General features: G+C 51.0%; 11 protein-coding genes. All 11 read left to right on the top strand.

All coding sequences use genetic code 11. The features are described 5' to 3' along the window. The first annotated feature begins 227 nt into the window (after positions 1 to 227). The 11 genes from MYS68_RS33655 to MYS68_RS33605 all read left to right on the top strand — a co-directional run bounded on the left by MYS68_RS33655 (position 228) and on the right by MYS68_RS33605 (position 13,075). Positions 228 to 1,379: an AAA family ATPase gene (locus MYS68_RS33655; protein WP_248929914.1), complete on the top strand. Its 1,152-nt coding sequence runs from the start codon at positions 228 to 230 to the stop codon at positions 1,377 to 1,379. Continuing rightward, complete coding sequence (locus MYS68_RS33650; RefSeq protein WP_248929913.1) at positions 1,372 to 3,588, top strand: S8 family peptidase; 2,217 nt, start codon at positions 1,372 to 1,374, stop codon at positions 3,586 to 3,588. Before MYS68_RS33655 ends, MYS68_RS33650 begins: the two co-directional genes overlap by 8 nt. Positions 3,589 to 3,761: 173 nt before the next feature. Next, positions 3,762 to 4,589 carry a ParA family protein gene (locus MYS68_RS33645; RefSeq protein WP_248929912.1) on the top strand — a complete coding sequence of 276 codons (828 nt, stop codon included), beginning with the start codon at positions 3,762 to 3,764 and terminating at the stop codon, positions 4,587 to 4,589. Beyond that, positions 4,537 to 5,484: a ParB/RepB/Spo0J family partition protein gene (locus MYS68_RS33640; RefSeq protein ID WP_476742045.1), complete on the top strand. Its 948-nt coding sequence runs from the start codon at positions 4,537 to 4,539 to the stop codon at positions 5,482 to 5,484. The genes MYS68_RS33645 and MYS68_RS33640 overlap by 53 nt, the downstream gene beginning before the upstream one ends. 88 nt (positions 5,485 to 5,572) lie before the next feature. Next, positions 5,573 to 5,785: a hypothetical protein gene (locus MYS68_RS33635; protein WP_248929911.1), complete on the top strand. Its 213-nt coding sequence runs from the start codon at positions 5,573 to 5,575 to the stop codon at positions 5,783 to 5,785. Continuing rightward, entirely contained in the window at positions 5,773 to 6,381 is a 609-nt protein-coding gene (locus MYS68_RS33630; protein ID WP_248929910.1) for a hypothetical protein, read from the top strand. Before MYS68_RS33635 ends, MYS68_RS33630 begins: the two co-directional genes overlap by 13 nt. A 47-nt stretch (positions 6,382 to 6,428) precedes the next feature. Then, positions 6,429 to 7,550 carry an SAF domain-containing protein gene (locus MYS68_RS33625; RefSeq protein WP_248929909.1) on the top strand — a complete coding sequence of 374 codons (1,122 nt, stop codon included), beginning with the start codon at positions 6,429 to 6,431 and terminating at the stop codon, positions 7,548 to 7,550. A gap of 11 nt (positions 7,551 to 7,561) precedes the next feature. Continuing rightward, positions 7,562 to 8,269 (top strand): hypothetical protein, encoded by a 708-nt coding sequence (locus MYS68_RS33620; RefSeq protein WP_248929908.1) that lies wholly within the window; start codon positions 7,562 to 7,564, stop codon positions 8,267 to 8,269. Between the two features lie 33 nt (positions 8,270 to 8,302). Then, positions 8,303 to 9,148 (top strand): CpaE/TadZ family protein, encoded by an 846-nt coding sequence (locus tag MYS68_RS33615; protein WP_248929907.1) that lies wholly within the window; start codon positions 8,303 to 8,305, stop codon positions 9,146 to 9,148. Beyond that, positions 9,145 to 11,016 carry an ATPase, T2SS/T4P/T4SS family gene (locus tag MYS68_RS33610; protein WP_248929906.1) on the top strand — a complete coding sequence of 624 codons (1,872 nt, stop codon included), beginning with the start codon at positions 9,145 to 9,147 and terminating at the stop codon, positions 11,014 to 11,016. Before MYS68_RS33615 ends, MYS68_RS33610 begins: the two co-directional genes overlap by 4 nt. After that, a complete protein-coding gene (locus MYS68_RS33605; protein ID WP_248929905.1) occupies positions 11,006 to 13,075 on the top strand; it encodes a hypothetical protein in 2,070 nt (689 codons plus the stop codon). Before MYS68_RS33610 ends, MYS68_RS33605 begins: the two co-directional genes overlap by 11 nt. Positions 13,076 to 13,133: the final 58 nt, after the last annotated feature.

The raw sequence follows: 13,133 nt of genomic DNA, 5'->3' as shown, positions 1-13,133 counted from the left end.
CCAAGAGAACGTTCCTTCAACTTCGAAGGCGTTCTCTTTTTATATACTAAGAAAGTTCAATAATGTCCAATTTAATTTTTAATTTAATGAATTCAAACACTGATATTACATGCGATTTAACTTGATTTCGTTTTCGTTTGTCCAATCGTGTCCAATATTCATTTTGACTTAAGCGCGGTTGTGAATTATAATGTATTACATAATTAGCTATGAATTGAGGGGAACAAATGAAGTCGGGTTTAATAATTAAATTAATTGAGGCGCATTGTTCAGGAAATGAGGATGCTTTTAAGAAAGCTCTTGAGAATTTGGCAAGTGATGAAGAACGAAAAGGAAATTCTTCATTATCTAATGCTCTTATGAGCGCCTACTCTTACGATAAAAAAAACAATGTCTCGTTTAACTCGAGTCCACTGTCTGAAATGTCGTTTTCTTTGCAAAGCGCATTACCCACTCCTAAAGATAAGGATAGCGCTTTAGAATTGATTGAAGTATTGCAGCCCAAAGTCAAATTGTCTGATGTAGCATTGCCAGAGAAAACGAAAGAAGCTTTGCTTCAAATTATTGAGGAGCAAAAGCAAGCGGAGGATTTGTTAACTAAGGGTGTTTCTCCAACGAATCGGATATTACTTTGTGGACCTCCCGGTTGCGGCAAGACATTAACGGCTAATGCAATTGCAGGAGAAATTGATATTCCAATAGCCTATGTAAGGCTAGATGGTCTTGTCTCGTCGTATCTTGGTCAGACGGGAACCAATATAAGAAAAATTTTTGAGTTTGTTAAAAACAAACGAATTGTGTTGTTTCTTGATGAGTTCGATGCCATAGCCAAAAAAAGGGATGATGCGCACGAATTAGGCGAATTAAAAAGGGTAGTGACAACACTGCTTCAAAATTTGGACTCAATGCCTGTTAACGTATTTTTAGTTGCGGCAACCAATCATCATCATCTTCTTGATCCAGCAATCTGGAGAAGATTTGATACATCAATTTTATTAGAACTACCGAATGCACAGCAACGTGAAAGCATTATCACTAAATTTATTAATGAGACACTTGAACTTTACGAAATGGACATTAAGATCCTTACAACTTTAACAGAAGGAATGAGCGGAGCTCAAGTTGGCACCTTTTTACAGGCTCTAGCCAAATACTGCATTATGCAACACAAAACTAAAATTGTCACAAAAGAAGATATTGCGAATGTATGGGTTAAGCAGTCCTCTCTTTTGGTTAGCGAAGACAGCGATGCTTATACCCGTGCCCTATATAAGTTAAATAGAAGTGGCATTTCGATGCGTACACTTGAAGAAATAACGGGGATTTCTAAATCTACTTTGAGTTATCGGTTCAATAAGGAGGAAAAGAGCGATGAGTGACGAGCAGAAAAGTCATTTTTGGATTCCAGATGAGGAAGTTCAACGAGTTAATAAAACCCTAAGAGCGATGCCAACAAAAAGGAATGTTTCCTTTTCAGAGCATGGTTCAAAACTGAGTCACAGCTTGCAGGTAATAAAGCAAACATTGGAAGCAGCGGCTCCAGACAATTCTTTAGCAGATTCGGATTTGCTTGTATTTAATATCGAGTTGCCTCATGGGGAGAAGATTCAAGATAAGCAGAGTTTATTTGATTCTAATGGTATGAAGGTAAGAGCTGTTAAAAATGTACGGAGTGCTATCGTGACATCAACAAGCAGTCAGTTCCAAACGTTAAGAAATCGGGTTGACGCTTATACACGTAATGGCAGTGGAAGAACTTATTTCGATTTTATTGAAGATTTCAAACCATACATTGGTTCCGAAAAGAATTCAAGTGAATTGCGAAAATTAACCGCTTCTGCACAGGTACCTGTTACCTTAGATATTCAACTTATGCTGATACCAAATTTAGAGAATCATTTGTATCATTCTGCTCTGACGCAGCTAATTGAAAAAATTAATGAAACGCGAGGACATGTGCAGGAATCACCATATTATTTATCGGATAACACGCCAGTTGTCCGTGCCATTATCCCGTCAAATACATTGACTCGGTTCGAGAACGATTCTGCAATTTATAGAATCGAGAAAACAGATTTTTTTAATGTAGAGACTACTCAAGAGGCCCCGGTTGATTTGGGGGAACTTGAGCTTGATCCTAGCGTTAATTTAGAAGAGCTTCCGATTGTTGCTGTCTTGGACTCCGGTGTAATGTTCCCTGAGTCATTATCATCGTTAATCATAAAGAATTGGGTTGCTCCAAACTCTAGTGGAGGAGATAGCGATCATGGAACTAAGGTAGCAAGCCGAGTGGCCTTTAAATATATTAATCAGCAGCTATCATCATCTATAATCACCCCTCGTACTAGAATTCTTGACTGCAACATACTTGACGGTAATGTGCCAGTAAATATCTTTATTCAGCGCATACAGGCAGCGGTAAATGCACATTCGGATATTGTGAAAATCTATAATTTATCTGCCAACGCTTCCTCTCCTATCGAAGGGGATGAAATGAGTATTATTGGTTATGAACTAGACGCTTTACAATCAAGAACAGGCGTACAGTTTTTTGTATCGGCAGGTAATCATAAGCTTTGGCAAACGGAATTTGGCCTTGAAGATGTTTTGGATGATGATGATTCAAGAATATCCGCACCGGCAGATTCGATGCTTTCGGTAGTGGTTGGATCAATCGTCGGCGCGGACCACCAAAATAGTCTTTCTCAGAGAAACCAAATTGCACCTTATAGTCGACGCGGACCAGGTTTTCAAGGATTCTCTAAACCGGATTTAAGTGCATATGCAGGAACGATTATTTTGGATGGTAGTGACGCATCTGTACCTAATGATCCATTTTCAATGGTTATGACAAAAAACGGAATGCTAATAGCTGATGCGGGCACTAGCTTTTCTGCTCCCATTGTAGCAGGTGATTTCGCAGAAATACTAAATACGATTCCGGATCGAGATACGCTATTATCCAAAGCGTTGCTTTATCATAATGCAGTTGCTTTATGGGATGTAGATGGGATGGAAGAAGAGGAATTAGCTTTTGCGCATAATTTATATGGTAGGGGAATTTCCAATGTAGATGACAGTAAATATTCCTCTCCGTCAAAAGTGACTTTTGTTCGGACAGGCACTTTGAACAGAACCACTATGGAAAGAGTAACAATATATATGCCGCCAATTTTGGCAGCCCAGGTTGGACGTAATGTTGCAAAGGTTTCTGTAACATGTGTGTCTAGGCCATCGGTGGATAGAACAAAGGGAACAGAATATTTAGGGGCTTATATACGGGCATCATTAAAGAAAAGTCATGTGGACGGAGTGACATTGAAACATGTTCAACAAGATTTCAAAGAAGGACGACAAAAATGGGATGTTTGTCATCAGTTCAGTAAACCCTTCTCCAGATTTAATGCTGGCGATTGGCAGGTCTGGCTTGAATTATTTTCGCGTTGGGAGGCGAAAAATGAAGATGTTCCCTACGCTCTTGTTGTTACTATCGAGGATATGAGCGGTTCGTTAGATGTCTACAGCGAAATTGAAGCTTTAAACAGATATAGAGCACTGAATACAATCCGATTGAGGGTAGATAATTAAAATAGTCGTAGTTTCGCGAATTATTAAATGCATACTGTTTTAATTGAGAAATAGCCAAGTGAACGTCTTCTACTACGGAAGACGTTCTCTTTTCATATAGATACTATTCAAAAAGCCGGTTGCCCTGAAATATCAGCGCAAACCGGCTTTTTGCGTGAAAGGAGAAGTGTAAGATGACCAAGGTGATCGCCCTCGCCAATCAGAAAGGCGGCGTGGGCAAAACCACAACGGCGGTCAATCTGGGAATCGGTTTGGCTGCCGATGGGAAAAAGGTTCTGCTGGTCGATGCGGACGCGCAAGGCAACCTGACGGATTCGTTAGGGTTCCACGAACCGGATAATCTGCCGGTATCTTTGGCCACAATGCTGGCGAAAACGATGCTGGAAGAATCCTATAAAGCGCGGGAAGGTATATTGCATCACCATGAAGGCGTTGACCTGATGCCAGGCAATATTGAACTGTCCGCTGTTGAAGTATCGCTCGTCAATACGATGAGTAGAGAAACGATTTTGCGTTCGTACATCGACTCTGTTAAGGCCGATTACGATTACGTGCTGATCGATTGCATGCCGAGTCTTGGCATGTTGACCATCAATGCGCTGGCGGCAGCGGACAGCGTCATTATTCCCGTACAGGCGCATTATTTGCCGGCCAAAGGAATGACACAACTGTTGCAGACCATTGCCCGTGTTCGGAGGCAGATCAATCCGAAATTGGTTTTGGATGGCGTGCTGCTTACGATGGTAGACAGCCGGACGAAATTCGCCAAAGACATTTCCTTTATTCTTCGGCGCGACTACGGCGACAAGCTGCGCGTGTTCAACACCGAAATTCCCTTATCCATTCGCGCGGCGGAAACGAGCGCCAAGGGAAAAAGCATTTATGCTCATGACCCCAATGGTCAAACGGCAAAGGCGTATGCCGCCTTTACGAAGGAGGTGCAGAGCATTGGCAGCGAAAGACGACATGCGCGCCAGCATCAAACTGACCACAGTCGCTGATTTATTCTCCACCGAGGAGAGCCGCGCCGATGAAAAGCGCGAAAAAGTGTTGGACATCCCTTTATCTGAAATCAGCGATTTTCCCGGTCATCCGTTCAAGGTGAAAGCGGATGAAGCGATGCTGGAAATGGCGGACAGCGTGAAGCAATACGGCGTTCTTGTTCCCGGCCTGGTACGTCCGAAGGCAGATGGCGGCTACGAAATGGTAGCCGGGCATCGGCGCAAAAAAGCGAGCGAATTGGCAGGCAGAGAAACGATGCCCTGCATCGTCCGCGAACTGGACGACGATCAGGCGACGATCATCATGGTGGACAGCAACCTGCAACGGGAAAATATTGCGCCAAGCGAGAAAGCATTCGCCTATAAGATGAAGTTGGAGGCGATGAAGAGACAGGCGGGCAGACCGAGTAAAGAAAATTCTACCCAAGTTGGGCAGGATTTACGAGGAAAATATTCAGTTGAAATTTTGGCAGATCAGGCAGGCGAAAGCCGTAATCAAATCCAGCGCTATATCCGCCTTACCGAACTGACCCCCTCCATTCTCGAAATGGTGGACGATAAACGAATCGCCTTCAATCCGGCCGTAGAACTTTCATACTTGTCCGAAGAAGAACAGCAAGCCCTGTACGAAACGATGCAGTCCGAAGACTGCACGCCTTCGCTGGCGCAGGCGCAGCGAATGAAAAAACTGAGCCAGGACGGGCGGCTTAACGTGGATGTCATCTTTTCGATTCTTACGGAGGAGAAACCGAACCAGAAAGAAAAGATGACCATTCGGCGCGAGCGGATCGACCGTTTCTTCCCAAGGGACTTTACCGAAAAGCAAAAGGAAGACCTGATCGTACAACTGTTGGAAAGCTGGTATAAAAAACGGCAACGGGAGCAGGAACGTTAACCTGTTTCTGAAACATAACGATCCTGTCCGGCAGCACTCTCCCCTAAGACGGAGAGCTTTTTTATGCCCATTTCTGGGGAGGCGATTCATGATGTATTTCACGAAAGGGAGGCGTCGTCAGTATGAGCGCCTGATGCAAGAGAAGCCGGGTTTCAACCGCTTTGAAGTTTTGGAGGATGAGACCGAGGAGCCGCACACGCGAAACAAGAAATCACGTGAAGTCGGCCAATCAAAGCGAAGCCGGGGAACGAAGAATGACCGCAATTTTCCAGGAAATGAGGACGGACAATGGAAGAAATGAAGCGAATGGTGGACAACTATGAAGTCGTTCAGGCCATCTCCATCGGGAAGGTGGAAGTGCTGCTTGGCATAGACGAAACCAATGCCGAACGTCCGTACATGGTTTGTACCTGCACCCGAAACAATTCGTTGGGTGTCGAGCAATTTTACGCGTTTGCAGCCGGCGCGGATTATCTTGAGGCCGTGCATGACTTTGTTTCCCGCGTGCAATGGGAGCTGGAGGATCTCAAAGAAGAAAGGGCCAGTGTCAAAGTGCCCCTATCTCCCCTTACCCAAGTCCAATGCCAGCCGATTCGCGAAGACGTGTGCATTGACCACCAGGTTGTTGTCATCCGGCCGGAACGGTTGCGACCTGAATACCGCACCGCTGTTAACCAGCTTGTGCTGGCGCTAAGCGGTTTTGGCACCTCTGCCAATTCCCGAGGTCGCGCCGTCTACGTGTTAAATCTATATACCGGTGAAGAGGCTCGCTGGAATCGAGAGGATTTTATGGGTCTGATAAAACCGGAGCATATGCCTGCATGGGCGCAAGAAAAATTGGAGCAGCATCAGATTGGAACTCAGCAAAAACCGAAGCAACGTGACGAAGCCCGGTAAAGTCAATCGACAGCACTTCAATTTTGGTTTGAAAGGAGACGTGAGCGATGTCGTGGACGTATCGGCACCGCAAGGCGCTTATCATCGCGGCGATTGCCGTAAGCGTTTGTTTACTGGCTGCTGCGGCCATTTATTCTCTGATTAAGCAATCAGAGCAAGAGCAGAAACAGCAGCAGATGAAGGAACATTATGAAAGGCAAATCGAAGAACTGAAAACGATAGAGGAACAATCGCGCAGAAGCGTTTGGACTGTGGCGCACACCGTTCCGGCCGGCGGCGCCGTGAAGGCGGAAGACCTCAAGTCTATCCTGATGCCTGCGAATCTGGTGCCGCAAGGGATGATTACTGATCAGAACGCGGCCATCGGCAAAAGCGCCAAAATCGAATTGCAGCCCGGAACGCCGCTGATACCATCCATGCTGTATGAGGGCGCGCCAATCCCGAAGGATTTGCGGGTGCAGGAGTTTCAAGTCATTCAGCTTCCCTCCAATCTGCAAAAGGGACAGTACATCGACGTGCGAATCAACTTCCCGACTGGCGAGGATTTTGTCCTGCTGGCGAAGAAGAAGGCGCGGGAGTTGTCCGGCAATGTCATCTGGCTGGAAATGAACGAGCTGGATCTATTACGGACTTCAAGCGCGATCATCGATGCCTACTTGCAAGGCGCGCGGCTGTATGCCCTGCCCTACATCGAGCCGGGCTTGCAGGAATCGGCAGTAGTCAATTATCCCGCCAATTCGAAGGTGCTCGACTTGATGGATCATGATCCGAACCTGCTCGAAAAAGCGACAACCGAGCTTGCCCGCCAACTGCGAACGACACTGGATGACAATCTGAAGGCGATGAGCGAGTCGGACAAACTGCGCGTAACGAGCGGAAGCGTAACGGTGCAGCAGCAATTGCAAAACGAACGGATTGTCACGCAGCAAGGCAATACCATGCATGAGGCGACCCCATCGCCGCCACCGGCAGGCGCAACGGCTACGGTCGATCACGAATCGCCAGCTGCGCAGCCGCTGCCCACCTCTTCCGTTCCGACAACGATGAGTGAGAATCGACCGGAAACGCCAGAGGAGCCTACATCAACTGTTTCAACAGATCCGGCGCCAGCTTCGTCGCCTGGAGAGCCTGCAAAAGTGGATAAATTGGAGCAAATTTTTAATCAGTGAAGGAGGCCGTCATGAAAAAGGTCGTATTTTTCGGCGCGCCGGACAAAAGCCACCTGCTCCTTGTGCTGGGCAAGCTGCTCACGACGATGGAGCGAAAGGTGCTGATCGTGGATTCCACCCTTGCCCAGTCCATGCAAGGCTATTTGCCGCGAGCGGATTTCGGCTATTCGCTGCGGGAGTTTGAAGGCATCGATGTGGCGACCGGGTTCATCACGCCAGCGCAACTGGAGCGTTGCCTGCTTCAAGCCGGTGGCGAAACAGCATACGATGTCATGCTGCTTGATACCGATCACACCGAATTTGTGAAAGGACGAGAGCTGCCGGGCTACGACAAGCGGGTATGGTGCAGCAATTGGAGTCGTCTCAACATGCATAAAAACGCCGAGCTGATGCAGCGGCTGTGCCTTCACGAAGCGGAAGGCCAGCCGCTTTCGTTTTACAAACTGATCACCCCTACCTTGCCGATCGCCATACCCGAGTCGTATATCGATTCGCTGCTACCGCAGCAGTTTGTCCGCTGGGAGGACACCGTGTTCCGCTTTCCGCTGGACGAACGGGATATGTCGGTCGAACTGGACAACCAGCATCATGGCCGCATCGACATCAGGCGGCTGTCCGGGGCGTATCGCCGGAACGTGCTGGATATGCTGCAACAGTTGATTGATTGCGATGCCAAAACGGCCCGGCGGGCATGGGCGCGATCCCGAAGGCGCGCGTAAATTCGGTAATGTTGCACGAAAGGAGATGAAGCAATGGGTTTTACCGTGGTGTTTTGGAGTCCGGTACCGGGACAGGCCGGTACGACGAGCAACCTGATTGCCGCCGCGGCGCTGCTCGGATTGGAATACTCCTCGCGCCTTTTGCTGCTTGGGCATTTGCAAAGCGAATACGCGGCCATCGAACGCAGCTTCTACCCGAGACGGACCTGGATGAGCAAAGCGGACGCTCCGCCTGACGCGGGTATCGACGCGCTGCTCAGGCTCTTGCAGAACCGCAAACTGGAACCGAACAGGCTGCGGGATTACACGCTGCCGCTGCTAGCCGACCGACTCGACATCCTTCCGGGATCGAACAAGCCGGATGCATCGTTTGTTTCCGCCGCACAGGAATGGCTTGCGCCTCTCTTGGAACTGACAAGGCGCGCTTACGATCTGGTATTGCTGGACGGCGGAAGCGGCAATGTGTCGGCGTGGACTGCGGCGCTGCTGCGTCAGGCGGATTTGCTGGTCGTCTGTCTGCCGCAAAACGCGCTCAAGCTGGAGCAGGTCTTTCCGCTAATGGAGGCGCAGCTTCAGTCCAACCGGAAGCATTTGCTTGTATTCGGAAAATACGATCCTCGCTCCGCTTTGACCGTTAAGAATATCAAGCGCCAGTTCCATCGGCGGGAGCCTGCGTACCCGATTGTCCATAATACGGGCTGGCTGGATGCGACCCAACAAGGAGAAGCCGTCCGTTTTTTATTTCGCAACCGACAGGTGCCGCGCGGTCATGAAAACTCACTGTTTATGCAGCAAGTGCGGACATTGGCGCAGGCGCTCATCAACAACGCCGGACAAAACAAGCCTCTTTTCGGCGGGAGGGAGGACGATCGCCGATGATGTTCGTGCTGAACGCTTTGCTTATCGTGGGCATACTGATCGCAATCGGCGTTCTGCTCTATTTGCGCATGAGCCGCCGCTTACCGGAGCAGCCGGACGAAAAACCGGTCTATACGCTGGAAGCGATGACCGTGTTCGTGAAAGAGGCGCTGCACGAGATGACAAGCAGCAGCCTGATCGACTTCGGCTTGTCGGAAGAAGAATACCGCCGCCGCAAAAACAAGCGCGCGGAACTGAAAAAAGCGCTGCGGGGCTGCACGTCCGGAGATTTGCGGGACAAGGCGTATGTGAAGCAGGTCATCGCCGATTTGCTTGAGCAGCGCTACCATCTGGACGACAATAACCTGAATCGCCTCCTGCCGTTTGAAGACCAACAGGCGCTCACATCGCAAGATCAGTTTGACATCCTGCTCTATCTGTTTAAGAAACAGCATCGATTGAGAGCGCTGGACGAACTGATCCGCAAATACGAGCTGGACCGCCCCAAACGGAGCTTGGATGACGAAGAGACCGAGTCGTACCGGATTACCGCCGACGAAATCCGCGATATATACAAGGAGGAAGCGCGCAAGTTGTCTGCCGAGGACAAAACGCAGATCGTTGTGCAACGGATCTATCAGCAGTACAAAGGGTTTAGCGTCATCGATGAAATCCGCGACATGAAAATCGACGGCGTATCGGGCGGCGTCTCCGGCATCCCGCCCTCGATGTGGGAAGGCGAGTGGAGCCTGGAGGAAGAAGCGCTGCTGCGCGAGGTGCCAAGGTCGCATGACAGCGTGTGGCTGTTTTATAAAGGGAAATCCATTCATTTGAGCTTCCTATCCTTCGGCTCGGAGCAAGAACTGAGGCGCGTGTGCCAGAACGTGTACAAACATAACTTCCCCGGCCAATTGTCCGAGGCGAACGGCTTTAAGATGAACGAAATGGCCGATGGCTCCCGCGTCGTCGTGCTGCGCCCCCGGTTCAGCGAATCGTGGGCTTTTTTTGTGCGCAAATTCGATGTGCAAAACGCCGCGCTCGAACAATTGATTCAGGACGACAACGCCGAGCTTCCCATTGGGCTGATCCGATATCTCGTCATGGGCGAGCGCATCACGGCCATCACCGGCGCGCAGGGCAGCGGCAAAACGACGCTCTTGATGGCGATGGTGCGCTACATTCCGGCCATCTTGCCGATCCGGGTGCAGGAAATGAGCTTTGAGCTTCAGCTTCGGAAAATATACCGGGAACGCAACATTTTAAGCTTGCGGGAAACGGAAACGATCTCCGGGCAGGACGGTTTGGACATCCAGAAAAAAACGGACGGTTCGGTCAATATTTTGGGAGAAGTGGCGACCGACCCGGTTGCGGCCTGGATGGTGCAGATGGCGCAGGTCGCTTCGCTGTTCACCTTGTTTACGCATCACGCCAAAACGTTCCGCGATCTCGTCTATTCGCTCCGCAACTCGCTGCTGAAGACAGGGGTGTTTACGAACGAAAAAGTGGCCGAGCAGCAGGTCGTCAGCGTCATCAACTTCGACATTCACCTCAGGCGGGACGCGGACGGACATCGCTACATCGAACGGATTACCGAATGCGTTCCGGTGGAGCAGGAGACGGCCTATCCGGAGACGTTCCGCCTCAAAACGACGACCGAGGAGAAAATGACGGCGTTCATGGAGACGATGCTGGAATATTTCCGCCGCTCGACGGACCGCCCGCTTTATGTCGCGCGGAACGTCATCGAATACCGCGACGGACGCTATGTCGCCGTTCATCCGTTGTCCGAGCGAAGCCGCAAGGAAATCGCCGCATGCCTCGCCGGGCCGGACCAGGCGGCGTTCGAGGCGTTTTTGGCGGTTCACTGGGGGGATCGCGATGAAGCTTGAATGGCTGTCCCTGTTGCTGGGCGCCGCGACGGTATTGTTCCTCGCGATGGTGGCGGCGTTTCAATGGGTATCCCGTCATGGTTCGGACGCGGAGGCCGTTCGGCAGTATGAAGCGCTGCGCAAACCGGGCAAAGCCCGCAAGAAGCAAGCGCTGCACAGCGTGTTGCAGCAGCTATATCGCCTATGCGAACGCGTACCGGTCCTGCGCGCTTATTTGCTTCAACTTCGCAAACGAATGACCATTCTCCAGCTTGGCGACGAATGGAAGCTGCGGCTGGAGACGATGAAGACGGCGCTCCTCATATGGGGCGTCCTGCTCGCGGCGGCTGTTCCGCTGGCGCTCGGCGTGCGCGACCCGGCCGCGCTCGGCATGATGGGCATCGGCTTCTGGGTTGGTCACGGAATCTTTTCGGACAACCTGGTCCATCGGCTGGAGACGCGACTGCTTCGGCAACTCCGGCATTTTTTTTCGGATGTGCGTCATCATTATCATCGTCACGGCATGGTGGAAGAAGCCATTTATGAAGCGGCGGACGGCGCGCCGTATGAGATGGCGCTTCACGGACACGAAATATACGAAGTGCTCACGGCAAGCAACGCCGAGCAGCGGCTGGCGCAGTATATCGAGCGCGCGCCGAACCGCTACTTGCAGGGCTTGGCCGGGCTGTCGCATCTGGTGAAGGAATACGGCGACAAACGAACGATGGCCGGTTCCGTGTACTTGAAGGCGCTTGGGAAGCTTGCGACCGAACTGAATCTGGAACTGCTGCGCCGCGAGCGCCTCAGTTTCCTATTGCAAGGTCTGACCGCCATCGCGTTGTTGCCGCTGGTGTTTACCCGGCCGATCGAAGCTTGGGCCAGCCATTACTTTCCGGCCATGGAAGCCTTTTATGCGAGCACGACCGGCTGGATCGTGAAAATTGGCCTGATGGCGGTCGTATGGCTGTCCTACGTCCTGCTGCGGTACATTCAGGAGCTGGACGCGAGTCCAAAACCAACCGGCCGAACAAGATGGGAGAAACGGGTTTACGAATGGCCGTGGATGCGCTGGCTTGTGCACCGTTTCGGTCCCGCCCCCGGTTCCCGGGAAGCTGACCGCATGGTCAAGCTGCTGAAAGACACTGCATCGCCGCTTCGGCTGGAATGGCTCTATGTGCAGCGCATCGTGGCGGGGGGCATGGCTTTTCTGGCTGTGCTCGGGATGTTTATGGCGCTTCATGCCGCAAGCCGGCATCAGATTCTGTATGCGCCGGTAAAGCCGGGCATCCTGTTCGGCCAGCTTTCCCCTGAGGAAGAAGCCAAGGCGCGCGAGGCGGCGGCGCTCGATCGCCGCATCATCGATCGCGTAAGGGGGGTGAAGCACCGCACCGAAGAAACGGTGATGGCCCTGCTCCGCAGCGAATCGTCAGCAACAAACAAGGACGATCAGCTTCGCGCCGCGGCTCGGCGCATTTTGGGCAAGCTCACGAAGCTGGACAATCAGTATGTGAAGTGGTGGGAAGCGCTCCTCGCCGCTCTCGCGGGATGGGGCGGCTACGCCATGCCGGTCGGCGTTCGGTTGTTCCAGCGGCGCATGCGGCAGATGGAGATGAAGCATGAAGTGGACCAACTGCATGCCGTCATCGCCATGCTGGCGGATCTGGACCGGATGTCGGTCGAGCATCTGCTCATCTGGATGGAGCAGTTTGCCCGCGTGTTCAAGGAACCGCTGCAAACGTGCTTGCTCCATTTCGAACAGGGCGCGGATCAGGCGCTGACGCAGCTGAAAGAGGATGCGCCGTTTGTGCCGTTCGTCCGCACGGTCGAAAAGCTGGAACTGGCGGCGCAAAGTTTGCCGATTCGGGAGGCGTTCGACGATCTGGAATCGGAACAGGCTTTCGCGCAGGAGCAGCGCAAACAGGAGTACGAGCAATTGATCGAGCAAAAGGCAGGCTGGGGAAAATGGATCGGATTTGCGCCAATGATGGCCCTCATTTTCGGCTATCTGGTCATTCCGCTCGTCATCGTCAGCTTGCACCAGATGTCCGTTTACTACGAGCAGCTTCAGCGCATTCAGTAAGCGGACATGTTACGGCGCTTTCCTAACGGGAAGTGTCTTTTTTTATTTCGAATTTCAT

Source organism: Paenibacillus hamazuiensis (genome assembly GCF_023276405.1).
GTDB classification, from domain to species: domain Bacteria; phylum Bacillota; class Bacilli; order Paenibacillales; family NBRC-103111; genus Paenibacillus_AF; species Paenibacillus_AF hamazuiensis.
Note: the sequence above shows the minus strand (reverse complement) of the source record. Positions and strands in the feature narration are given on the sequence as shown.

Coding starts and splice junctions, on each gene's coding strand:
- MYS68_RS33655 (WP_248929914.1), top strand. CDS start 228: ATGAAGTCGGGTTTAATAATTAAATTAATTGAGGCGCATTGTTCAGGA.
- MYS68_RS33650 (WP_248929913.1), top strand. CDS start 1,372: ATGAGTGACGAGCAGAAAAGTCATTTTTGGATTCCAGATGAGGAAGTT.
- MYS68_RS33645 (WP_248929912.1), top strand. CDS start 3,762: ATGACCAAGGTGATCGCCCTCGCCAATCAGAAAGGCGGCGTGGGCAAA.
- MYS68_RS33635 (WP_248929911.1), top strand. CDS start 5,573: ATGATGTATTTCACGAAAGGGAGGCGTCGTCAGTATGAGCGCCTGATG.
- MYS68_RS33630 (WP_248929910.1), top strand. CDS start 5,773: ATGGAAGAAATGAAGCGAATGGTGGACAACTATGAAGTCGTTCAGGCC.
- MYS68_RS33625 (WP_248929909.1), top strand. CDS start 6,429: ATGTCGTGGACGTATCGGCACCGCAAGGCGCTTATCATCGCGGCGATT.
- MYS68_RS33620 (WP_248929908.1), top strand. CDS start 7,562: ATGAAAAAGGTCGTATTTTTCGGCGCGCCGGACAAAAGCCACCTGCTC.
- MYS68_RS33615 (WP_248929907.1), top strand. CDS start 8,303: ATGGGTTTTACCGTGGTGTTTTGGAGTCCGGTACCGGGACAGGCCGGT.
- MYS68_RS33610 (WP_248929906.1), top strand. CDS start 9,145: ATGATGTTCGTGCTGAACGCTTTGCTTATCGTGGGCATACTGATCGCA.
- MYS68_RS33605 (WP_248929905.1), top strand. CDS start 11,006: ATGAAGCTTGAATGGCTGTCCCTGTTGCTGGGCGCCGCGACGGTATTG.